This window comes from Streptomyces sp. NPDC002788 (assembly GCF_053592115.1).
The window spans coordinates 62,020-83,256 of sequence record NZ_JBSFVB010000015.1; the positions used below are offsets into that span (position 1 = coordinate 62,020).

Sequence of the window (21,237 nt, forward strand, 5' to 3'; positions counted from 1 at the left end):
CACCTGCTTTCCGACGGACGCGCAATTCGCATGTCGTCCTGCGGCTGGAAGGAAATGGTTCCGTGCAATCCCCCTACCCCCCACGCCCGCCGTACCCGCCACGACCCGGAGCGACGCCCGCCGAGTCCGACCGCAATCTTCTCGCCCGGGTCGGTGCGCCGGATGAAGGGCCGCACGCCGTCGCGCTGTTGCTGGCACGGCACTGGCGCGCTGTCCACGAGTACGCCGTGATCTGCCTGGCGTCCTCGCATGACTCGGCGTCGATGGCGGCTGCCGCGGCCTTCCGCCGGGAACTGGCCCGGCCGGGCGGCGGCGCTCTGCGTCCCCGTCTGCTCGCGGCCGTGCGGGACACGGTCGGGGAGTGGGCCGCCGACAGCGGAATTTCCCAAGTGCTGCCGGAACTCCGCAAAACCGTCGGGGCGCGCGGCCTGCGCGCCGCCCGGTCCGTGACACCCGAAAGACGGCGCCTCGCCGAACGTGCTTTCCGTGCCCTTCCGGGGGCTTCCCAATGCCTGCTCTGGCACACGGAGGTCGAGGCCGAGTCCATATCCGTACCGGCCGGTCTGCTCGGAGTGGACGCCGGTACCGCGTCGGCCGCGCTGGAGCAGGCGCGTGAGCAATTCCGGTCGGGTTGCGTGCGGGCACACCGGGAACTCGCGCCGACGCGGGAATGCCGCTACTACAACCGCCTGCTCGATGTCCCGATGCGCCGCGGCGGAGCCCTGCTGCCGGATGTGCAACGGCATCTCATGGCCTGCCGCTACTGTCGGCACGCCGCCGAGCAACTCAGCCATTTCGAGGGCGGTTTGGAGGACCTGCTCGCGGAGACCGTGCTGGGGTGGGGCGCCCGCCGCTATCTGGAATCACGGCCGGGCCGCGGCGGGGGCCGGGACGCCCTGGCCGCCGGCGGCCGCCACCGCCTCAAGTCCCGTGCCCCGCAGGCGGGCGGGCGGCCCGGGTCGTCGAAGCGGCATGCGAAAGCGCTGGCCGCCGCGGTCGGGGTGACCTCCCTCGTCCTGCTCGCGACCCTGCTGACCGCCCGGGGCTGGACGGAGGAGGGCGGCCCCGCCGACCCGCAGGCCACGTGGGGAGCGGTCAGCGGCCATTCCGTCGACCCGGACGCGGTGAAGTCCTCACCGGTGAGGCCGGACCCAGGGGAGTCCTCCTCCGCGGGCCCGGACGCGGGACGTCCCCCGTCGGCCGCCTCCGCGGACCACCCCGCCGAAGTGGCCCGGGGCCGGCTGCGCAACCTCGACACCGGTCTGTGCCTCGACGTCCGCGGCGGCCGGCCGCGTGCCGACGCCCCCCTCGCGCTGACCGGCTGCTCCGCCGGATCGCCGCAGTGGACCTACCAGGACGACGGCATGCTGCGGCTCGCCGCCGACCCCACGCTCTGCCTCGCGTCCGACTCGGCCGAGGGCTCGGTCGTGGTGGCCGGCTGCCTCGTGCACGCCGGGGTCGTCCGTCACGACCTGACCGTGCGCGGTGAGTTACTGCCGCGCGGCGCCGACGGGCGGGCCGTCGCCGCCGGGAAGGGCCGGGACGTGATCGTCACGGCACGCGACGGGTCCGAGGCCCAACGCTGGGCGCTGGAACCGGCGCTCACCTCCGGGGAGTCCCGGGCGAAGCGGTCCGAGGACCCGCCCCGGGAGAGCCGCCGGAAGAAGCAGGAGCAGCCGTACGACAGTGCCCCGCCCGGGCGCCGGCCGGAGCCGCCGCGGACGAAGTCCGCCGACCTGCCGCGGGAGCGGTACGGGATGCGGTTCGCGCAGGTGGGCTGCTGCGACGGGGCCGGGCCCGGAGCGTCCTCAGCGGAGCCCGGGGCGCAGTCCGGCACCGACGTACTCGGCCCCGCGGCCGCCGTCGTCTCCGACACCGTCACGACGCTCCACTCGGTCGCCCTGCCGTAGCAGGGCTCGGGGCGGCCGCTCGGGTGACCCCGCAGCCGCGACCACGTCAACGTCGTCGTGGCGGGCAGGCAGCCCTGCTTCGACTGGCTGCCCGTGGACGAGGCCCCGGTCCACTGCGCCCGTGGCGCCGGCACCTGGGGACGGGCGGCACGCGGGACGGCAGCGAGCCCGATGCCGTCCTGGCCTGCGCCCGTGATGTCCCACCCTGCCTTGATCCGTGAGCACGGCACCGACCTGCCCGAGGTCGCCGAGTGGAGTTGGAACGCCTGAGCCGCGAGGGGCGTCCTATGAGCCGGTAGGCTTCCCGGGGCACGCAGGGGAAGCACAGGGAAAGGAACCGGCGTTGCACGTCCAGGAGTGGCTCGAAACCGTACCGGCGGTCGCCGTCTACGCGCTGGTGGGCCTGGTGATCGGCCTGGAAAGCCTGGGCATCCCGCTGCCGGGCGAGATCATCCTCGTCTCCTCGGCGCTGCTCGCCTCCCAACACGGCGAGATCGACCCCCTCGTCCTGGGCGCCAGCGCCACGGCCGGCGCGATCATCGGCGACTCCATCGGCTACGCCATCGGCCGCAAGGGCGGTCGGCCCCTGCTGGCCCGGCTGGGCAAGAAGTTCCCCAAGCACTTCAGCGAGGGGCACATCGCCACCGCCGAGCGCTCCTTCGAGAAGTGGGGCATGTGGGCCGTCTTCTTCGGCCGCTTCGTCGCCCTCCTGCGCATCTTCGCCGGCCCCCTCGCCGGTGTCCTGCACATGCCGTACTGGAAGTTCCTCATCGCCAACGTCCTCGGCGGCATCGTCTGGGCCGGCGGCACGACAGCGGTCATCTACTACGTCGGCATCGTCGCGGAGTCCTGGCTGAAGCGCTTCTCGTGGCTGGGTCTGGTGGCGGCCGTCCTGGTCGGTCTCACGTCCATGCTGATCCTGAAGCGCAAGGCGAAGAAGGCAGCACCCGTGGTGGCGGCAGAGTAGGACGCCCTCAGGGGCGCGGGGCCGTGTCGATGTGCGGCTCCGCCACGTGGGCGCGACCAGCCGCACACGACCCGCACCCGCCGAGCGACCTACGCATGCGCCTCGCGGTGCGCCGTGGCCAACTCGCCATACATCGTGCCGTTGAGGGTGACCCCCTGCCGCTCCTCCTCCGACAGCTCCCGCCGGACCTTCGCAGGCACCCCCGCGACCAGCGACCCGGGCGGCACGACCATGCCCTGCGGCACCAGTGCCTGCGCGGCGACCAGGGACCCGGCCCCGATCACCGCACCGTTCAGCACCGTCGCTCCCATCCCGATCAGACAGTCGTCCCCGACGGTCGCCCCGTGCACCACGGCGTTGTGCCCGATGGACACCCGCTCACCCACCGTCACCGGGAACCCCGGGTCGGCATGCACCGTGCAATTGTCCTGGACATTGCTGCTCGCGCCGACGGAGATCGCCTCGACGTCACCGCGCACCACGGCCCCGTACCAGACGCTCGCCCCCGCACCCAGCGTCACACTCCCGATCACCGACGCCGTCGGCGCCACGAACGCCGTCTCGTCGATGTCCGGCTCCCGGCCGCCGATGCCCGTGATCATCGCCCGGTGTCCCATGTCCGCCTCCAGAAACGTCGTCGACTCCGGCACCGTACGCCACCCGTGGGGTGAAGATCACAGGCCCTCGCCCCCATGAGGGGTCTCTCCGCTGAGTACGGTGACCTCGTGCCTAAGCGCAAGAACACGTTCTCATCCTGGCGGCGGGGCCTCACACAGCGCGCCGTCCACACAGGCTGGGCCTGGCTGCAACGGACGGCTTCCGTGACCGCCGAGCACCCCGGCCGGTACCGGTTCGGCACGATAGGAACAGGTACCAGGCTGGCCTTCCCGCTGGGCACGGTCTTCGGTGAACCCTGGATCCACCTCGGCGCCCACTGCATCATCGGCGAGCAGGTCACCCTCACCGCGGGCCTGATGCCCGATCTCGATCTCGGCCCGGACCCCATCCTGCGTCTCGGCGACGGCGTCGTCCTGGGCCGTGGCAGCCACGTCATCGCGGACACGACGGTCACGATCGGCAGCGACTGCTACTTCGGGCCGTACGTGTACGTCACGTCCACGAACCACTCCTACGACGATCCGCACGAGCCGATCGGCAAGCAGTGGCCGCGGATGGAGCCGGTGGAGATCGGGCCGGGCTGCTGGATCGGCACGGGAGCGGTGATCCTGCCCGGGGCCCGGATCGGGCGGAACGTGGTGGTGGCCGCCGGCGCGGTGGTCCGGGGCACCGTGCCGGACCACGCCGTGGTGGCGGGCGCACCGGCCCGCGTCGTACGGCGCTGGACACCGGCCGACGGCTGGCAGCCGCCGCTGCGCACCCCGCCGCCGGTACCGATCCCGGAGGGCGTCACGCCCGAGCAGTTGCGCGCGCTGTCGGAGATGGACGAGCAGACCGCGGCGCGACTGGCGGAGCTGGACGAGGAGGCGGCGGCCGGACTGGCGGAGCTGGAGCCGGGGCCCGACGTCCCGGGCAGGGCCTGACGGGCGAGTGAGCCGGGCTCAGCCCGACGCCAGCAGCACCGTCCTACCAGGGCCAGACCCGCCCCCGCGGCCTGCACCGCCCGCAGCCGCTCGTGAAGGACGCCCCGTGCAGCCACGGCCGTCACCACCGGGTAGAGGGATGCGAGCACGGCCGCCACCGTGACCGGGCCCTGCTGCGCGGCGATCGAGGACGTGCCGTTCGCGGCTACGTCCGCGAGGCGGCGAACCCCAGCTGCGGCCCCGCCTCGCTCCAGCCGCTGATCGCCACCGCGACCGCGCCCAGCACGGCCACCGCGATCGACTGCGAGACCACGACCACCGTGAGCGCGGGCGTGCGGCGGGTCAGCAGTCCGCCGCCGAAGTCGGCCAGTCCCCACAGCACGCTTGTGGCCAGGGCGAAGAGCGCTGTCATGGAACGGAAGCCTCGCAGTACAGTTCAGTGAACGATCAGGCACCACACCCTAGTGCATTCTGTTGCACTGTGTCATACAGAATATTGGACGGAATGTGTCGGACCTCGACCTGCTGACCCAGTCCCTGGCGCGCAGCGTCAAGCACTGGCGCGCGGTGCGCGGCTTCACCCTGGACGTGCTCGCCGCCCGCGCAGGCGTCAGCCGCGGCATGCTCATCCAGATCGAGCAGGCCCGCACCAACCCCAGCCTCGGCACCGTCGTCAAGATCGGCGACGCGCTCGGCATCAGCATCACCACGCTGCTCGACCACGAGCAGGGCCCGAACGTCCGCATCGTCCCCGCCGAGCAGGCCGTGCGGTTGTGGCACACCGATGCCGGCAGCTACAACCGGCTGCTCGCGGGCACTGAGGCGCCCGGCCCCCTGGAGATGTGGGACTGGCGGCTGATGCCCGGCGAGAGCAGCCCATCGGACCCGCACCCCGCCGGCACGACCGAACTGCTCCACGTCACGGCCGGGGAACTGACACTCACCGTCGACGGCGTCGAGCACCGCGTCCCCGCGGGAGCGAGCGTCCACTTCGAGGCCAACGTCCCGCACACGTACGGCAACACCGGCGACGTGCCGATGGAGATGGTCATGGCTGTCTCGGTGCCGCCCGTGTCCTGAGACGCCACGCCCGGCCCGCGACGCGGTCCGCTGGTGTTCGCCTCGACGGCAGGTCGACCGGCGAGCCCGGTATGGAGCACGGCGGCATCACGCCGCTCGGACTGCCGGACGGCGGGCCGTCCTGGTCGCCGCGGCCGTCGCGGAGCGCGCCGGGCAAGGCCTTCGCGGAACTGCCGCAGTGTGGTGGTGCTGGAGGACTCGGGGTGGCCCGTCCGCGCTACGCCGCCGTGTGGTGGGCCAGCGCCAGGTGCGGGTCTGTCTCGCCCGGGGCCGGTTCGGGATCCGCGTGGACCAGGGCCGCGGTCAGGCGCGGTACGGCGTGCAGCAGCGCGTGTTCGGCGTCGACGGCGATGCGGTGCGCCTGCCGTACCGTGACGTCGCCGTCGACCACGACCGCCACCTCGGCGCGCAACCGGTGGCCGATCCAGCGCAGCCGCAGCTCACCCACCCCGCGCACACCGACGACCCCGGCCAGCGCCTGTTCGGCACGGTCCACCAGGGCCGGGTCGACGGCGTCCATCACCCGCCGGAACACCTCCCGCGCCGCGTCCCGCAGCACCAGAGCGATCGCCGCCGTGATCGCCAGCCCGACGACAGGGTCCGCCAGGTGCCAGCCCAGGGCCGAGCCTCCGGCGCCCAGCAGCACGGCCAGTGACGTGAACCCGTCGGTCCGGGCGTGCAGCCCGTCAGCGACCAGCGCGGCCGAGCCGATCGAGCGGCCGACACGGATGCGGTAGCGAGCCACCCACTCGTTGCCCGCGAAACCGGCGAGGGCGGCCACGGCGACCGCCGGGACGTGCTGGACGGGGCGCGGGTCGAGGAGGCGGTCGACCGCCGTCCAACCCGCGAAGGCGGCGGACGCGGCGATCGTCAGTACGATCACCAGGCCCGCCAGGTCCTCGGCCCGCCCGTAGCCGTAGGTGAAGCGGCGGGTGGCCGCGCGTCGCCCCAGCACGAACGCGATGCCGAGCGGCACGGCGGTCAGCGCGTCCGCGGTGTTGTGCACCGTGTCCCCGAGCAGCGCCACCGAGCCCGAGGCGGCCACCACCACCGCCTGGACCAGCGCCGTCACACCCAGCACCGCGAGGGAGACCCAGAGCGCCCGCATACCCCGGGCCGAGGACTCCAGGGCGGAGTCGACCTTGTCGATCGTCTCGTGGGAGTGCGGGGCGAGGAGGTGGGCCACGCGATGCCGCATGCCATGCCCGTGGTCGTGGTCGTGGTCGTGGTCGTGCCCGTGGTCGTGAGGGTGCGGGTGCTCGTGCCGGTCGATCACGTGGATTCCCCTTCCGGTGCGCGCGAGAGTGGACGTACCCACGTCGTGGGGCCATTATGTGCGTATGAGCGCACGCATGCACCTGTCACCTGCGCACGATGCGCATCCGCGCAGCCCCGGCGAGGAGCAGTTCGCGCTCGCCGCCGAACTGCTCGCTCTGCTGGGGGACCGGACCCGCCTCGCCCTGCTGCACGCGCTGGCCGGATCGGAGGCCGATGTCACGACGCTCACGGAGGCGTGCGGGGCGCAACGTCCCGCCGTCAGTCAGCACCTGGCGCGACTGCGTCTCGCGGGCCTGGTGAACACCCGCAAGGAGGGCCGCCGGGTGATCTACTCACTCCGCGACGGCCATCTGCGCCGGCTCGTGGACGAGGCGCTGAACGTGGCCGACCACCGCCTCAGTGACCGCCCCCCGCACGACTGAGTCAGTACCGCGCGGCCGTCCCGAGGTACTGCTCGGCGAAATGTGCCGCCGCAGCGGGCGAGGTGAACAGCCGGCGCAGCCGGGCGAGCGTGGTGCCCGCGCGGAACGGGTCGCCCGCCGCCGTGCCGTGGTACACCTCGGACAGCCACTGCGAGAACTCCTGGTAGTCCCACACCCGCCGCAGGCACGCCTGCGCGTAGCCGGCCAGGCCGCTGTCGTCACCCGTGGTCAGGTGGGCGACCAGGGCGTCCCCGAGCAGGAACCCGTCGTGCAGGGCGAGGTTCATGCCCTTGGCGGCGATCGGGGCGACCAGGTGGGCGGCGTCGCCCGCGAGGAAGAGCCGGCCGTGCGTCATGGGCTCGACCACGTAGTCGTGCATGTCCAGCACGCGCTTCTCGATCAGCCGCCCCTCCGTCAGCGGCGGCGCACCGGCCGCTGAGAGCCGCGCCTGGAGTTCCGCCCAGACGCGCTCGTGCGGCCAGTTCTCCGGGTCGTCGCCCGGCGGGCACTGGAGGTAGTAGCGCGTCACCTTTGGGCTGCGGGGCATCTGCCCGGCGAACCCGCGCGCATGGCAGCCGAAGAGCACGCAGTCGGCGGAGGGCGGTGCCTCGGCGAGGAGCGCCAGCCACCCGATGCCGTAGTCGTGCCGCGCGACCTGGACCCGCTCCGGCGGCAGCGAGGCACGGGTCACGCCACGCGCCCCGTCGCAGCCGGCGATGAAGTCGCAGTGCACGAACTGCCGTTCACCCGTCTCGGGGCAGAGGTAGGACACGGACGGCCGGTCGGAGTCGAAGTCGTGGAGCCGTACGTCCCGGACCCCGAAGCGGATCTGCCCGCCGCGCACGTCGGCGTACTCGCGGACCAGGTCCGTCACCAATGACGGCTGCGGATAGACGAAGTGGTGGCTGCCCGTCAGCTCGCCGTACGCGAACCGGTACCGCTCCCCGTCGAAACGAAACTCGCACGTGGTGTGCAGCTCCGCCCGGTCCAGCAGGTTGCGGGCAAGGCCCCGCTTCTCCAGTCCCCGTACGGCCCATTCCTCGATGACCCCGGCCCGGGGCCGCTGTTCGATGAACTCCCGGGTCTCGGTCTCCAGCACCAGGCAGTCCACCGAGGCGGCCCGCAGGGTGTTGCCGAGGGTGAGGCCGGCGGGACCCGCGCCCACGACGACGACCGGAGAACGTCGTGCCGACGCGGAGTCGCGACGGGGTGAGGTGGAGGTCACCTTCACATTATGACGTCGCCGGGACAGCGGAAAACCGACCGCCGGAAACGGCAGTCGGTTCACCTGAGAAGAACTCCGCCACCAGGTGCAGAGGTCCGAATCGGATCAATATGGATTCCGATGGGCGTGGTGCACGGGCTTTTTGGCGGCTGTGCCGTCGACGACCTCACTCGGGCACACTCGCCGCCCGGCCGGATTCAGTGCGTGGGCACGTCCACGACCACCACCTCGTCGATGCTGCGCCGGATCTCCTCGGGGCGTGAGGCCACGGCGCGGGCCCAGTAGTAGATCGCCAGGGAGAAGACGGTGACGATGAGGATGTCCCACCACAGCGGGATGTCGCCCCGCCCGCCGAAACCGCCCTGCCATGAGATCACGCCCATGCCGAGCAGGTAGACCGGGAGCCACTGGGCGGCTTTGAAGTCCATCCGCGGCGCGTCGGGCAGGCCCTTGCTCCTGGCGTACAGGGCGTAGCCGCCGAGCAGCACGTAGCCGAGGATGATCGCCACGCCGAGCCGCCACAGGACGTCCCAAGTGGCCCAGTAGATGACGAGGTTGGCCACCACGAAGGACAGCGGGGAGATCAGCTTGCCGCCGGGGAGGCGGTAGGGGCGATCGTGGTCGGGCAGCTTGTCGGCGAACACGCCGTATGCCAGTGGCGCTCCCGCGTACATCAGGACGCTGGCCGAGGTGATGAAGCCGACCAGCTTCTGCCAACTGGGGAAGGGAAGGAAGCAGAGGACACCCGTCACGAAGGAGAGGATCAGGCCGAACCACGGCACGCCGCGGGCGTCGACCTTCTCGAACAGCTTCGGCGCGTAGCCGTTCTTGGAGAGGCCGAAGGAGACGCGGGAGGTGGCGGTGGTGTAGATCAGGCCGGTGCCGCCGGGGGAGACCACGGCGTCGAGGTACAGCACGACACTCAGCCAGCCCAGGCCCACCAGGGTCGCCAAACCCGCCCAGGGGCCGTCGATGCCCGGGAACTTGAGGTCGGCCCAGCCGTGCGCGAACGTGCTGTGGGGCAGCGCGGCGATGAACACGACCTGGAGCAGGACGTAGATGATCGCGCCGATCGCGACCGAGCCGAGGGTCGCGCGCGGCAGGTCGCGCTGGGGGTTGCGGCTCTCACCAGCGAGCTGGATCGCCTGCTCGAATCCCAGCAGGGCGAAGATGATGCCGCTGGTGCTGATGGCGCTCAGCACACCCTTGGCGCCGAACGGGGCGAAGCCCTCCGAGGCGAAGTTGCCCGGGTGGAAGTTGCCCACCGCGACGATGAAGATCGCGGCCAGTGGGACGGCGATCTTCCACCAGGTGGCCGCGCTGTTGGTGTGTGCCAGTACCTTCACGCCGAGGAAGTTGACCGCGACGAAAACGGCCATCAGGAAGACAGCGACAATGAGGCCGCTGGTCGTCAGGGTGCTGTCCTGCTGGTGCAGGAAGCCCTTCGCGAAGTCCCAGTGGCCGGCGTAGCCGATCATGGCCTCGACCTCGATCGGGGCCACGGTCGCCGCCTGCAGCCAGGCGAACCAGCCGAACGACATGCCGGCCAGGCCGCCGAAGGCGTAGTGCGGGTAACGCGCCGTGCCGCCCGCCACCGGGAACATGCCGCCGAGCTCGGCGTGCACCAGGGCGAGGAGGACGATCGCGACGGCACCGATCACCCACGAGATGATCGCCGCCGGACCGGCCATCATGACGGCGTTCTTGGCGCCGTAGAGCCAGCCGGAGCCGATGATGGAGCCTACGGAGGCCCACATCAGTCCGATGAGCCCGACGTCCCGGCGCAGTCCGCCCGGACTCCCCTTCACCCCCGGTACCGCCTGGTCGACACTTACCATGTTCTTAGGGGCCTCTCATAAAATGAACAGAGCGTTCGGCGTGCAAGAGGCCGTCAGGCTAGGTATCAATTGTCGACCGGCAGAAGACTGTTGCCGTGCATTTGACCGGGGGCGGGGATTTCCAGGAGAAATCTTCAAGGAATCTGTACGGGGAAATCAGAGAGCCGTTAACGTCTCAAGCCCAGCCGCGGGATCTCGATGGCCGGGCAGCGGTCCATCACCGTCTCCAGGCCCGCCGCGCGGGTCCGGTCGTACGCCGCCTCGTCGACGACGCCGAGCTGGAACCACACCGCCTTCGCCCCCTTCGCGACCGCCTCGTTGGCGACCGCGCCGGCGAGGTCGCTGTTCACGAACACGTCCACGACGTCCACGTCGAAGGGAATGTCCGCCAGGCTCGCGTACCCCTGCTCGCCGTGTACCGTCTCCGCCTTCGGGTGCACCGGCACGACGCGCTTGCCGAACCGCTGCAGCACGGCGGCCACGCCGTACGCCGCGCGCTCCCGGTTCGACGACAGGCCCACCACCGCCCAGGTGTCGCCGAGCCCGGTGAGAATCCTGCGGACCGTTGCCTCGTCGCCGTACACGGGTGACCTCCTCGAAAGTCGCGGAAGAACTGTGCCCGCCACAACGCCGCCGGACGCGCGGTGATTCCCCCCGCGGCCCCCCGTGATAGCTTGCCGAGGCCAGTCGAACCCATGTACGTGGGTCAGGGAATCCGGTGCGAATCCGGAACTGACGCGCAGCGGTGAGGGGGACGGGCGGGGCCTCGGCCACTGGACGCTCTCGCGGGTGTCCGGGAAGGCGCCCCGATCCGGTCGAACCCGAGTCCGAAGACCTGCTGGCGGCCCCCGCGGCCGGTACGCGGCGGGGGAGCAACGTACGACCGGGCTCCGCGATCGAGCCCTCGACGACTGAGGACTGGTTCCCGTGCCCCTCGCCCGACCCGCCCGTGCCACCGTGCTGCTCGCGGCCGGCTCCTTGCTCGGCTCCCTGCTCCTGACCGGCTGCGGCGACTCGAAGGCCACCACCGCGAAGGCCGCCGTCACCCTCGACGACTGCGGCCACGAGGTCCGCGTCGAGGCCCCGCCGCAGCACGCCGTCTCCCTCAACCAGGGCACCACCGAGATCCTGCTCTCCCTCGGCCTCGGCGACCGCCTCGCGGGCACGGCCACCTGGACCGACCCCGTGATGAAGGGGCTGGAGAAGGCCAACGCGAAGGTGCCGCGCATCGCCGACAACAATCCGTCCTTCGAAACGGTTTTGGACGCCGACCCCGACTTCGTCGCCGCCTCCTTCGTCTCCACCCTCGGCAAGGGCGGCGTCGCCACCCGCGAGCAGTTCGAGAAGCTCGGCGTGCCCACGTACGTCTCGCCGTCCGACTGCGCCGGCAAGGACAACTCGTCGGGCGGCGACGGCATCCGGGACAAGGCACTCGGCATCGACACCGTCTACCGCGAAGTACGCGACCTGGCCACCGTGTTCGGCGTGAAGAAGCGCGGCGACGAGCTCGTGGCCTCCCTCAGGCAGCGCATGGCGAAGGCCACCTCGGGCGTCGACGCCTCCGACGTCACCCTTCTGTACTGGTTCGCCAACTCCGAGTCGCCGTACGTGGCGGGCTGTTGCGGAGCGCCCGGCATCATCACCCGGGCCCTCGGCGCGAAGAACGTCTTCGACGACACGCACGAGGAGTGGCCGCAGGTCAACTGGGAGACGGTCGCCGACCGCGACCCCGACGTCCTCGTCATCGGCGATCTGACCCGGAAGTCACAGACCGCCGAGTCGGCCGCGAAGAAGATCGCCTTCCTGGAGTCCAACCCGGTCACCAGGAACATGGACGCGGTCCGGCACAAGCGGTACGTGCTGCTCAGCGGGCAGGCCATGAACCCGACCATCCGTACGGTCGCGGGCGTGGAGCAGGTCGCCGCCGGGCTGCGCCGGTTCGGGCGGGCCGAGTGACCGTCCGGGACCTGCCGGAGGTGGCGGGACCGGCGGCCGGCGCCCGGCGCCGAGCCGGGCTCGCTCTGGGCGTGGCCGGGACCGTCGCGCTCGTCGCCTCCCTCGCCGTGGCCATCACCATCGGTCCCGCCGACATCCGCGTCGGTGACGTGTGGTCCGTGGTGGCCGCCCACGTCGGCCTCGGCAGTTCGGAGCTGACGCCGATCCGGGACGGCATCGTCTGGCAGTTGCGACTGCCCCGCACCCTGCTCGCCGCCGTGTGCGGGGCCGGGCTCGCCGTGTGCGGGGCCGTCATGCAGTCGCTGCTGCGCAACCCGCTCGCCGACCCGTTCGTGCTCGGGGTGTCCTCGGGCGCCTCCACCGGCGCGGTGGTCGTGGTCGTGCTGGGCGTGGGCGGCGGTGCCGTCTCGGTGTCCGCCGGCGCGTTCCTCGGCGCCCTGGTGTCCTTCGCGCTCGTGCTGCTGCTCAGCCACACCCTCGGCGGCACCACCGACCGCGTGGTCCTCGCGGGCGTGGCCGCCATGCAGCTCTTCTCCGCGCTCACCTCCTTCGTGGTGATGACCGCCGCCGACGCCGAGACGACCCGGGGCGTGCTGTTCTGGCTCCTCGGCTCGCTCGGCGGCGCGGGCTGGAGCGACGTCCGGCTGTGCCTGGCCGTCCTGGCCGTGGCGCTGGTCGTGTGCCTGTCGTACGCCCGTACCCTCGACGCCTTCGCCTTCGGGCAGGACGCGGCGGCCGCGCTCGGGGTGTCCGTGGCCCGCACCCGCCTGGTGCTGCTGTGCGTCACGGCCCTGCTCACGGCCGCGCTGGTCAGTTCGGCCGGGGCGATCGGCTTCGTCGGGCTGGTCCTGCCGCACGCCGCCCGGGCCCTGACCGGTCCCGGGCACGCCCGGCTGCTGCCGGTCACGGCGCTGGCAGGGGCGGTGTTCCTGGTGTGGGTGGACACCCTCGCCCGGACGGTGCTGGATCCGCAGGAGGTTCCCGTGGGGGTGGTGACGTCGCTGGTCGGGGTGCCGGCGTTCGTGGTCGTGCTCTACCGGACGCGGAGGGCGCGGTGAGCGGGACGGGAGCACCGGTGGGCGGGAGCGGGGCACCCGCGGGCGGGGCCGGGTTGCGGGCCGACCGGGTGGACCGCCGCGCCGACGGACGCCTCATCCTGGACGGCGTCGTCCTCGCGCCGGAGACCGGTTCCACGGTCGGCGTCCTCGGTCCCAACGGCTCCGGCAAGTCCACCCTGCTGCGGCTGCTGGCCGGGTTGCTCACGCCGACCGCCGGAGTCGTCACCCTGGACGGCACACCGCTGGGCGACCTGCCCCGCCGAACGGTCGCCCGCCGCCTGGCCGTCGTCGAGCAACAGTCCGAAACGCAGGTCGAGTTGACGGTCGCGGACGTCGTACGGCTGGGCCGCGTCCCGCACCGCCGCGCCTGGACACCCGCCTCGGCCGACGATGAGCGGGCCGTGCGTGCCGCGCTGGAGCGCACCGGCCTCACCGACCGTGCCGGCCAGCCCTGGCACACGCTCTCGGGCGGCGAACGCCAGCGGGTGCAGATCGCCCGCGCCCTCGCCCAGGAGCCCCGCGAACTCCTCCTGGACGAGCCGACCAACCACCTCGACATCCACCACCAGCTCGACCTGCTCGCCCTGGTCACCGGCCTGCCGGTCACGACGGTCGTCGCCCTGCACGACCTCAACCTCGCGGCGATGTACTGCGACCGGGTCGTGGTGCTGAGCGCCGGGCGGGTGGTGGCGGGCGGCACACCGGGAGACGTCCTCACGGAAGAGCTGATCGCCGAGGTGTACGGGGTACGGGCGGACGTCCGCCGCGAAGGCCCCGGGGGACGGCCCCACGTCCGGTTCCTGGGGACGCTGGAGGGAGCGGCGCGCACGCCATCGGTGGGGTGATGGCGCCACACGGTCCGGAACACGCCGAACCTGCCTGCGCGGGCCCGCCCACCCGCCTACGCTCGCCCTGTGCTGCGCATCATCGACGCCCGAACCGGCGAGCCGGCCGACCCCGCCCCGGCCCGCCGGGGCCTGACCCGTGTCCAGGTGCACGCGCCCGGCTCCGACACCACGAACCTGCGGGTGCTGCTCGTCGCGGACCTGCTGGTCAGGGCCCTCGAGCTCGGCGGCACACCGGTGTGGGCGCTGCTCACCGGTGGACGGCGGCAGGCGGAACTGCGGGCGAGTGCCGCGGCGCTCGGCATCCGTCCCTTCGAGGACAGCCCCGACGTCGGCGCCGGGCTGGGCGAGGCCCAGGTCGTCCACGTGGCCGCCGAGGGCGGGCCGGCGCCCGACGGGCTGCGGATCGAGGTCGCGCCCGTGCGGACCGATCCCGCGGGCCACACCGATCCAGCCGTCCTCCGCCTCACCCTGATCAGCCGGCATCACAGCGCCCCCGCCCGGCCGGCGGCGGCCGACCTCGGCGCCGCGAGCGCCACCCTCGCCCGCTGGCGCGGCGCGGTCGCCCGTTGGGCCCGCAGCCCCTCGCGGCCGATTCCGGACGACGTGCGCCGGCGGTTGCGCGACGCCTGGGAGGACGACCTGGACGTGCCCCGGGTGCTGGACGTCCTGCACCATGTGGAGACCGGCCCGGAGTTCCCGGACGGCGCCCGCTTCGAGACCTATGCCTACGCCGACCGCCTCCTCGGCCTCGACCTCACCACCGACCTGGGATACCCGTCATGATCGACCGCGCAGGAGCGGGCCCGTTGCGCCGCCTGGTCGTGCTGCGGCACGCCAAGTCCGCCTGGCCGGTGGACGTCGCCGACCACGAACGCCCCCTCGCAGCCCGCGGCCGCCGGGACGCCCCCGCCGCCGGGCGGGCCCTGGCCGAGGCCGACTGCCTGCCGGACCTCGCGCTGTGCTCCACCGCCGTACGCGCCCGCCGGACCTGGGAGCTGGCCGCCGCCGAATGGGGCACACCGCCGCCGGTCCGCCACGACCGGCGCCTGTACGCGGCCGGCCCCCAAGGCCTGCTGACCGTCGTGCACGAGGTGCCCGACGAGGTGGGGACGCTGCTGCTGATCGGCCACAACCCCGGTCTGGAGGACCTGGTCCTGGCGCTGGCCGGAGACGGCCTGGACGACACCCTGGAGCAGGTCCGCACGAAGTTCCCCACCTCGGCGATCGCCGTCCTTTCCTGGCACGGCACGACCTGGCGCGCCCTCACCCCCGGCACCGCCCTGCTCACGTCGGTGACCGTGGCCCGGGGCGCGAAGAAGTAGTCCGCACCCGCGCGCATAGGCTGGCCGGATGCAGGACGAATACCGCACGGTCGCCCGCGCGGGCGTGCACGAGACCGAGGTCAACCGCTCCCGCTTCCTGTGCGCCCTCGCCCCGGCGGCCACCGAGCAGGAGGCCCAGGAGTTCATCACCGCGGTCCGCAAGGAGCACGCCGACGCCACCCACAACTGCTGGGCCTATGTCATCGGCGCCGACGCCTCCGTGCAGAAGGCGAGCGACGACGGCGAACCGGGCGGCACCGCCGGCGTCCCCATGCTCCAGATGCTGCTGCGCCGCGACATGCGGTACGTCGTCGCCGTCGTCACCCGCTACTACGGCGGGGTCAAGCTCGGCGCGGGCGGGCTCATCCGGGCGTACGGCGGAGCGGTCGGCGAGGCCCTGGACACCCTCGGCACGCGCACCCGCCGCAGATTCCGGCTGGCCACGGTCACCGTCGACCACCAGCGGGCGGGAAAGCTGGAGCACGACCTGCGGACCACGGGGCGCGAGGTGCGGGACGTCAGCTACGGGGAGGCGGTCGCCATCGAGATCGCACTCCCGGACGCCGACCTCGACGCCTTCCGGGCCTGGCTCGCCGACGTGACTGCCGGCACGGCCCGCTTCGAACCGGGCGGGGAGGCGTACGGCGACGCCTGAAGATCCGGACCGAGCGAGTGTGACGGGTGGGGGCCGGCGGGGGATGAAGGGCCGATACGGGAGTAACCCCCCGTGATGTCAGACGCGGCGGTTAGTCTCGGGAGATCATGAGACTGCTGCACACCTCCGACTGGCACCTGGGCCGGGCCTTTCACCGGGTCGACATGGGCGGTGCCCAGGCCGACTTCGTCGGGCATCTCGTCGCGACCGTGCGGGAGCGGGCCGTGGACGCGGTGGTCGTGTCGGGGGACGTGTACGACCGGGCGGTGCCGCCGCTCGCCGCGGTCGAACTGTTCGACGACGCCCTGCACCGGCTCGCCGACCTCGGCGTGCCGACCGTGATGATCTCCGGGAACCACGACTCCGCCCGCCGGCTGGGCGTCGGCGCCGGGCTGATCGGGCGGGCCGGGATCCACCTGCGGACCGAACCGTCGGCGGCCGGCACCCCGGTGGTGCTGTCCGACGCCCACGGGGAGGTCGCCTTCTACGGGCTGCCGTATCTCGAACCGGCCCTGGTGAAGGATGAGTTCGGTGTGGAGAAGGCCGGGCACGAGTCCGTGCTCGCCGCCGCCATGGACCGGGTCCGCGCCGACCTCGCCGCCCGCCCGCCCGGCACCCGCTCCGTCGTCCTCGCGCACGCCTTCGTCTCCGGCGGCGAACCCAGCGACAGCGAGCGGGACATCACCGTCGGCGGCGTCGCAGCGGTACCGGCCGGCGTGTTCGACGGCGTCGACTACGTTGCCCTCGGGCATCTGCACGGCTGCCAGACCCTCACCGACCGCGTCCGCTACTCCGGCTCCCCGCTGCCGTACTCCTTCTCCGAGGCAGCCCACCGCAAGAGCATGTGGCTGGTCGACCTGGCCCCGGACGGCACGGTCGACGCCGAGCGGGTCGACTGCCCCGTACCGCGCCCCCTGGCCCGGATCCGGGGCGCGCTGGAGGACCTGCTCGCCGACCCGGAGCTGACCCGGCACGAGGAGGCGTGGGTCGAGGCGACGCTCACCGACCCCGTCCGCCCGGCCGACCCCATGGCCCGGCTGACCGCGCGTTTCCCGCACACGCTCAGCCTCGTCTTCGACCCCGACCGGGACCGGGAGGAGACCGAGTCGTCGTACGCCCGACGCCTCGCCGGACGCAGCGACCAGCAGATCGCCGAGGACTTCGTCGCGCATGTGCGCGGCGCCGGACCCGACGCGCACGAACAGGGCGTGCTGCGCGAAGCGTTCGACGCGGTGCGGGCCGACGAGGCCGTACGAGAGGTGGCCCGGTGAGGCTGCACCGGCTCGCGGTCACCGCCTTCGGACCCTTCAAAGACACCCAGACCGTCGACTTCGACGAACTCTCCGCCGCCGGGCTGTTCCTGCTGCACGGCCCGACCGGCGCGGGCAAGACCTCCGTCCTCGACGCCGTGTGCTACGCCCTCTACGGCTCCGTGCCCGGTGCCCGCCAGGGCGGCGGGCAGGGCACGGCCCTGCGCAGCGACCACGCCGCCCCCGCGACCCGCACCGAGGTAGGCCTCGAACTCACCGTCGCCGGACGCCGTCTGGAGATCACCCGGCAGCCGCCCTGGGAACGCCCCAAGAGGCGTGGCACCGGCACCACGGTCGACAAGGCGCAGACCTGGCTCCGCGAGTACGACTCCACCACCGGGACCTGGAAGGACCTCAGCCGCTCCCACCAGGAGATCGGCGAGGAGATCACCCAGCTGCTCGGCATGAGCCGGGAGCAGTTCTGCCAGGTCGTGCTGCTGCCGCAGGGCGACTTCGCCCGGTTCCTGCGCGCCGACGCCGAGGCCCGCGGCAAACTGCTGGGACGCCTCTTCGACACCCGCCGCTTCGCCGACGTCGAGAAACGCCTCGCCGAACGCCGACGGGCCACCGAGGCCCAGGTGCGGGACGGGGACGCGGAGCTGCTGGCCGACGCCCACCGGATGCAGCAGGCCGCCGGCGACACCATGGAGCTGCCGGACCTGGCCCCGGGTGAACCGGGACTCGCCGAGGCCGTGCTGGGCGCGGCCGCCGTCGCCCGCAGCACCGCCCGGGAACAGCTGACCGTCGCCGCATGCACGCTCGCAGCCGCCGAGTCCGCCCAGGCCACCGCCGGCCGCGCCCTGGACGACGTACGCGAACTCGACCGGCTCCAGCGCAGGTTCGCGCAGGCGCGCGAACGGGCGGCGCGTCTGGAGGAGGGAGCCGAGGCCTACCGGGAGGCGCAGGCACTCATGGAACGGGCCCGCAAGGCCGAGGCGGTCGCGCCCGCCCTGGAGCTGCGGGAGTCCGCCGAGGCCGAACACCGCCGGGCGGCCGCGGCCGAGGCCCGCGCGCGTGCCCTGTTGCCGGAGCGCTTCGCCGACGCGGGCGCGGCCGGACTCGCGACCGCCGCACGCCGTGCAGCCCAGGACCTGGGCGGACTGGACTCGGCCCGCCGCGCCGAACGCCGGCTGGCCGAACTCCTCGACGAACGCGCCCGCCTCGACCGCCAGGAGCGCGCCGATGCCGACCTCCTCCAGGAAGCGGAGGCATGGCTCGAGGGCTGGGAGGAGACACGCGTGGCTCTCCAGGCCCGGGTGGACTCCGCCCAGCAGGCCGCCTCCCTCGCCGAGCAGCTCGCCGTACGGCGCGAGCCCGCGCAACAGCGGCTGAAGGCGGCCCGGCTGCGCGACCGGCTCGCCGAGGACACGAACGAGGCCGTCGAACAGGTCCGCTCCGGGCAGGAGGAGGCGCTGCGGGCCAAGCAGCACTGGCTCGACCTCAAGGAGCAGCGCCTGGCCGGCATCGCCGCCGAACTGGCGGCGAACCTCACCGACGGCGCGCCCTGCGCCGTCTGCGGCGCCACCGAACACCCCGCCCCCGCCCGCAAGGTCGCCGGGCACGTCGACCGCGAGGCCGAGGAACGCGCCCTCGCCGCCTACCAGCGGGCGGACGAGCAGCGCGCCGAGAGCGAGCGGCGCCTCGGCGTCGTACGGGAGGCCCTGGCCGCCGCCACCGCCGAGGCCGGAGACACCCGCACCGGTCAACTCGTCCGGGGGGTCGAAGAGTTGGAGGAGCAGTACGCGCACGCCCGCGGGGCAGCCGCCGAACTGCACGCCGCGCAGGAGCGGTTGCGGCAGGCCGGGCACGAGCACGAACGCCGCGTCGCCGCCCGGCAGGAGGCCGCCGTGCGGACCGCATCCCGCGTGGGGCACCGGGAGCGGCTGGACCGTGAACGCGCCGCCCTGGCTGAGGAGCTGGACCGGGCGCGGGGCACCCTGGACAGCGTCGCCGCCCGTGCCGCGCAGCTGGAACGGCGGACCGCGCTGCTCACGGACGCCGCAGACGCCGCCCGCGCCGCCGAGGACACCGCCCGGCGCCTCAAGGACGCCGACGCCCGGCTCGCCGACGCCGCCTTCCGGGCCGGTTTCGAAACCCCGCAGGCCGCGGCCGCGGCCCTCCTCGACGCCGCCGCCCACCGCGAACTGCAACGCCGCCTGGACGCCTGGCAGCACGAGGAGGCCGCCGTCCGGGCCGTCCTCGCCGAGGCCGACACCGCGGCCGCTGCCGCGCAGCACCCCGTCGATCTCGCCTCGGCGCAGCAGGCCGCCGACGAAGCGACCCGCCGCCTGCGCGACGCCGCCTCCGCACACGACGCAGCCCGCCGGCGCTGCGCCGAGCTCGACCGGCTGTCCGACCGGGCCACGGCTTCGGTGCGCCGGCTGGCGCCGCTGCGCGAGGAGTACGACCGGGTCGCCCGCATGGCCGGCCTCGCCGCGGGCACCTCGGCCGACAACGAACGCCGGATGCGCCTGGAGTCGTATGTGCTGGCGGCCCGGCTGGAGCAGGTCGCCGCGGCCGCGACCGTACGGCTGCGGCGCATGTCGTCCGGCCGCTACACCCTGGTCCACTCCGACGACCGCAGCGGACGCGGCCGCAGCGGCCTCGGACTGCACGTCGTCGACGCCTGGACCGGCCGCGAACGGGACACGGCGACGCTGTCCGGCGGCGAGACCTTCTTCGCCTCCCTCGCGCTCGCCCTCGGCCTCGCGGACGTCGTCACGGACGAAGCGGGCGGCGTGCGGCTGGACACCCTCTTCATCGACGAGGGATTCGGCAGCCTCGACGAGCAGACCCTCGACGAGGTGCTCGACGTCCTCGACTCCCTGCGCGAGCGCGACCGCAGCGTCGGCATCGTCAGCCACGTAGCCGACCTGCGGCGGCGGATCCACGCCCGGCTGGAGGTCGTCAAGGGCCGGTCGGGGTCGGCGCTGCGGCAGCGCGGGGCGGGCTGAGGTCAGCGGCCCGGAGAAGGGCTCGCAGATGCCGTTCGGATACCTCAGCCGTACGAACGCGAGAATCGGCAGGCCCAGCGGCTCCGGGCCGATCACCGCCGCGTGGCCGTCGACGGCTCCCGTGCAGGCCGGCGACTGCGGCTGGTGAACCCCGGCGTGGATGCCACGAGTCGGCCCTGTAGGTTCTTGCGCCATGGTGCGATACGCGGAACCGGGCGTCGTGGAGTGGGTGGAGTCGGGCGGTGGGCCGCTGATCGCGGTACCCGAGACCGTCCTGCCGTTCTGGGCCGGCGCCGACGGCGAGGAGACGGCGTCGGACTACGACCGGGCCTGCGAGGTGGACGGAGACGTCGGCCTCCTCCCGGTCGGCGACTGCACCGCCCTCGTCCTGGGCGACGAACCCGCCTCGACCGCGTACTTCCCCGACCACGGCATGTTCGTCCGGTGGCACGCGGCCGAGTCCGAGGACGAAGTGCTGGCGAGCGTCCCGCCGGCGATCGCCGGCGCGGAGTGGGAGCCGGAGGTGCACTGGGAGGTGCCCGGGGCCGTGCTCCTGTTCGACGCGGCCTGGCCGGGAACGGACCCGTCGGGGGCCGGCCATGTGCGGGTCGCCCTGGAGCCGGGCAGATACGCGGTCCGCGCCGCGAGGGTCCAGCCGGGCCCGGAGACGTGGCTGGGCCTGGTCCACCTCCGCCTCTTGGCGCCGCGATAGCCGACGCCCCTCCGCGGAGCGGGGAGCCCTCACCGGTCACACCCGCACTCGCACGACGGCCCGGTCGAACCCGAGCCGCACTTCCCCGGCCCACCCTGAACCAGCGCGGGGCATGCCGGGAAAGGGGCACCGGGCAGGTCGTCGACTCCGAGGGCCGTTTC

The 21,237-nt window shown here is 73.2% G+C and carries 19 protein-coding genes, 2 pseudogenes and 1 riboswitch; of the genes and pseudogenes, 15 read left to right on the forward strand and 6 right to left on the reverse strand.

Annotation, left to right across the window (positions count from 1 at the left end; genetic code table 11):
* Positions 1 to 62: 62 nt before the first annotated feature.
* From ACWD1U_RS26390 to ACWD1U_RS26400, 3 genes and pseudogenes are all read left to right on the forward strand, one after another.
* The gene (locus tag ACWD1U_RS26390) at positions 63 to 1,910 is read left to right on the forward strand and encodes a ricin-type beta-trefoil lectin domain protein (protein WP_451111094.1); all 1,848 of its coding nucleotides are present in this window, start codon (positions 63 to 65) and stop codon (positions 1,908 to 1,910) included.
* Positions 1,911 to 1,940: 30 nt separating this feature from the next.
* A pseudogene (locus tag ACWD1U_RS26395) lies at positions 1,941 to 2,113 on the forward strand (phosphoketolase family protein); the annotation flags it as partial.
* 140 nt (positions 2,114 to 2,253) lie between these two features.
* Positions 2,254 to 2,877: a DedA family protein gene (locus ACWD1U_RS26400; protein ID WP_451111096.1), complete on the forward strand. Its 624-nt coding sequence runs from the start codon at positions 2,254 to 2,256 to the stop codon at positions 2,875 to 2,877.
* A gap of 89 nt (positions 2,878 to 2,966) precedes the next feature.
* On the opposite strand, the gene ACWD1U_RS26405 is transcribed toward ACWD1U_RS26400, so the two are convergent.
* A complete protein-coding gene (locus tag ACWD1U_RS26405; RefSeq protein ID WP_451111098.1) occupies positions 2,967 to 3,494 on the reverse strand; it encodes a gamma carbonic anhydrase family protein in 528 nt (175 codons plus the stop codon).
* Positions 3,495 to 3,602: 108 nt separating this feature from the next.
* On the opposite strand from ACWD1U_RS26405, the gene ACWD1U_RS26410 reads away from it, so the two are divergent.
* Positions 3,603 to 4,418 carry an acyltransferase gene (locus tag ACWD1U_RS26410; protein ID WP_451111099.1) on the forward strand — a complete coding sequence of 272 codons (816 nt, stop codon included), beginning with the start codon at positions 3,603 to 3,605 and terminating at the stop codon, positions 4,416 to 4,418.
* Between the two features lie 18 nt (positions 4,419 to 4,436).
* Here ACWD1U_RS26410 and ACWD1U_RS26415 read toward each other — a convergent pair.
* Positions 4,437 to 4,830 (reverse strand): annotated as a pseudogene (locus ACWD1U_RS26415) (EamA family transporter).
* A 95-nt stretch (positions 4,831 to 4,925) separates the two neighbouring features.
* On the opposite strand from ACWD1U_RS26415, the gene ACWD1U_RS26420 reads away from it, so the two are divergent.
* On the forward strand, positions 4,926 to 5,498 hold the full coding sequence (locus tag ACWD1U_RS26420; RefSeq protein WP_451111101.1) for a helix-turn-helix domain-containing protein: 573 nt from the start codon (positions 4,926 to 4,928) through the stop codon (positions 5,496 to 5,498).
* A 217-nt stretch (positions 5,499 to 5,715) separates the two neighbouring features.
* Here the strand turns inward: ACWD1U_RS26420 and ACWD1U_RS26425 are convergent, their stop codons facing one another.
* The gene (locus tag ACWD1U_RS26425) at positions 5,716 to 6,774 is read right to left on the reverse strand and encodes a cation diffusion facilitator family transporter (RefSeq protein WP_451111103.1); all 1,059 of its coding nucleotides are present in this window, start codon (positions 6,772 to 6,774) and stop codon (positions 5,716 to 5,718) included.
* A 64-nt stretch (positions 6,775 to 6,838) separates the two neighbouring features.
* Here ACWD1U_RS26425 and ACWD1U_RS26430 point away from each other — a divergent pair, with 64 nt between their 5' ends.
* Positions 6,839 to 7,198, forward strand: a complete 360-nt coding sequence (locus ACWD1U_RS26430) for an ArsR/SmtB family transcription factor (RefSeq protein ID WP_451111105.1) — start codon at positions 6,839 to 6,841, stop codon at positions 7,196 to 7,198.
* A gap of 1 nt (position 7,199) precedes the next feature.
* On the opposite strand, the gene ACWD1U_RS26435 is transcribed toward ACWD1U_RS26430, so the two are convergent.
* The 3 genes from ACWD1U_RS26435 to ACWD1U_RS26445 all read right to left on the reverse strand — a co-directional run bounded on the left by ACWD1U_RS26435 (position 7,200) and on the right by ACWD1U_RS26445 (position 10,845).
* Positions 7,200 to 8,423, reverse strand: coding sequence for a 4-hydroxybenzoate 3-monooxygenase (locus ACWD1U_RS26435; protein WP_451111107.1), 1,224 nt, complete (start codon positions 8,421 to 8,423; stop codon positions 7,200 to 7,202).
* 197 nt (positions 8,424 to 8,620) lie between these two features.
* A complete protein-coding gene (locus tag ACWD1U_RS26440) occupies positions 8,621 to 10,261 on the reverse strand; it encodes an APC family permease (protein ID WP_451111109.1) in 1,641 nt (546 codons plus the stop codon).
* Between the two features lie 167 nt (positions 10,262 to 10,428).
* On the reverse strand, positions 10,429 to 10,845 hold the full coding sequence (locus ACWD1U_RS26445) for a CoA-binding protein (RefSeq protein WP_451111111.1): 417 nt from the start codon (positions 10,843 to 10,845) through the stop codon (positions 10,429 to 10,431).
* A 98-nt stretch (positions 10,846 to 10,943) separates the two neighbouring features.
* Positions 10,944 to 11,104, forward strand: a riboswitch (cobalamin riboswitch).
* Positions 11,105 to 11,188: 84 nt separating this feature from the next.
* Here ACWD1U_RS26445 and ACWD1U_RS26450 point away from each other — a divergent pair.
* The 9 genes from ACWD1U_RS26450 to ACWD1U_RS26490 all read left to right on the forward strand — a co-directional run bounded on the left by ACWD1U_RS26450 (position 11,189) and on the right by ACWD1U_RS26490 (position 21,076).
* The gene (locus ACWD1U_RS26450) at positions 11,189 to 12,217 is read left to right on the forward strand and encodes an ABC transporter substrate-binding protein (RefSeq protein WP_451111113.1); all 1,029 of its coding nucleotides are present in this window, start codon (positions 11,189 to 11,191) and stop codon (positions 12,215 to 12,217) included.
* On the forward strand, positions 12,214 to 13,275 hold the full coding sequence (locus ACWD1U_RS26455) for a FecCD family ABC transporter permease (RefSeq protein ID WP_451111115.1): 1,062 nt from the start codon (positions 12,214 to 12,216) through the stop codon (positions 13,273 to 13,275). Before ACWD1U_RS26450 ends, ACWD1U_RS26455 begins: the two co-directional genes overlap by 4 nt.
* Complete coding sequence (locus tag ACWD1U_RS26460) at positions 13,272 to 14,120, forward strand: ABC transporter ATP-binding protein (protein WP_451111117.1); 849 nt, start codon at positions 13,272 to 13,274, stop codon at positions 14,118 to 14,120. Before ACWD1U_RS26455 ends, ACWD1U_RS26460 begins: the two co-directional genes overlap by 4 nt.
* Before the next feature lie 30 nt (positions 14,121 to 14,150).
* On the forward strand, positions 14,151 to 14,906 hold the full coding sequence (locus ACWD1U_RS26465) for a hypothetical protein (protein ID WP_451111353.1): 756 nt from the start codon (positions 14,151 to 14,153) through the stop codon (positions 14,904 to 14,906).
* On the forward strand, positions 14,903 to 15,445 hold the full coding sequence (locus tag ACWD1U_RS26470) for a SixA phosphatase family protein (protein ID WP_451111119.1): 543 nt from the start codon (positions 14,903 to 14,905) through the stop codon (positions 15,443 to 15,445). Before ACWD1U_RS26465 ends, ACWD1U_RS26470 begins: the two co-directional genes overlap by 4 nt.
* Positions 15,446 to 15,473: 28 nt before the next feature.
* The gene (locus tag ACWD1U_RS26475; RefSeq protein ID WP_451111121.1) at positions 15,474 to 16,100 is read left to right on the forward strand and encodes a YigZ family protein; all 627 of its coding nucleotides are present in this window, start codon (positions 15,474 to 15,476) and stop codon (positions 16,098 to 16,100) included.
* Between the two features lie 107 nt (positions 16,101 to 16,207).
* Entirely contained in the window at positions 16,208 to 17,371 is a 1,164-nt protein-coding gene (locus tag ACWD1U_RS26480; RefSeq protein ID WP_451111122.1) for an exonuclease SbcCD subunit D, read from the forward strand.
* Entirely contained in the window at positions 17,368 to 20,364 is a 2,997-nt protein-coding gene (locus tag ACWD1U_RS26485; RefSeq protein ID WP_451111124.1) for an AAA family ATPase, read from the forward strand. Before ACWD1U_RS26480 ends, ACWD1U_RS26485 begins: the two co-directional genes overlap by 4 nt.
* A gap of 193 nt (positions 20,365 to 20,557) precedes the next feature.
* Entirely contained in the window at positions 20,558 to 21,076 is a 519-nt protein-coding gene (locus tag ACWD1U_RS26490) for an immunity 21 family protein (protein WP_451111125.1), read from the forward strand.
* The last annotated feature ends 161 nt before the right edge of the window (positions 21,077 to 21,237 follow it).

Excerpts from the sequence above, each read along its gene's own strand:
- ACWD1U_RS26405 (WP_451111098.1), bottom strand. The coding sequence starts at position 3,494 with ATGGGACACCGGGCGATGATCACGGGCATCGGCGGCCGGGAGCCGGAC.
- ACWD1U_RS26430 (WP_451111105.1), top strand. The coding sequence starts at position 6,839 with ATGAGCGCACGCATGCACCTGTCACCTGCGCACGATGCGCATCCGCGC.
- ACWD1U_RS26440 (WP_451111109.1), bottom strand. The coding sequence starts at position 10,261 with ATGGTAAGTGTCGACCAGGCGGTACCGGGGGTGAAGGGGAGTCCGGGC.
- ACWD1U_RS26470 (WP_451111119.1), top strand. The coding sequence starts at position 14,903 with ATGATCGACCGCGCAGGAGCGGGCCCGTTGCGCCGCCTGGTCGTGCTG.
- ACWD1U_RS26475 (WP_451111121.1), top strand. The coding sequence starts at position 15,474 with ATGCAGGACGAATACCGCACGGTCGCCCGCGCGGGCGTGCACGAGACC.
- ACWD1U_RS26480 (WP_451111122.1), top strand. The coding sequence starts at position 16,208 with ATGAGACTGCTGCACACCTCCGACTGGCACCTGGGCCGGGCCTTTCAC.
- ACWD1U_RS26490 (WP_451111125.1), top strand. The coding sequence starts at position 20,558 with ATGGTGCGATACGCGGAACCGGGCGTCGTGGAGTGGGTGGAGTCGGGC.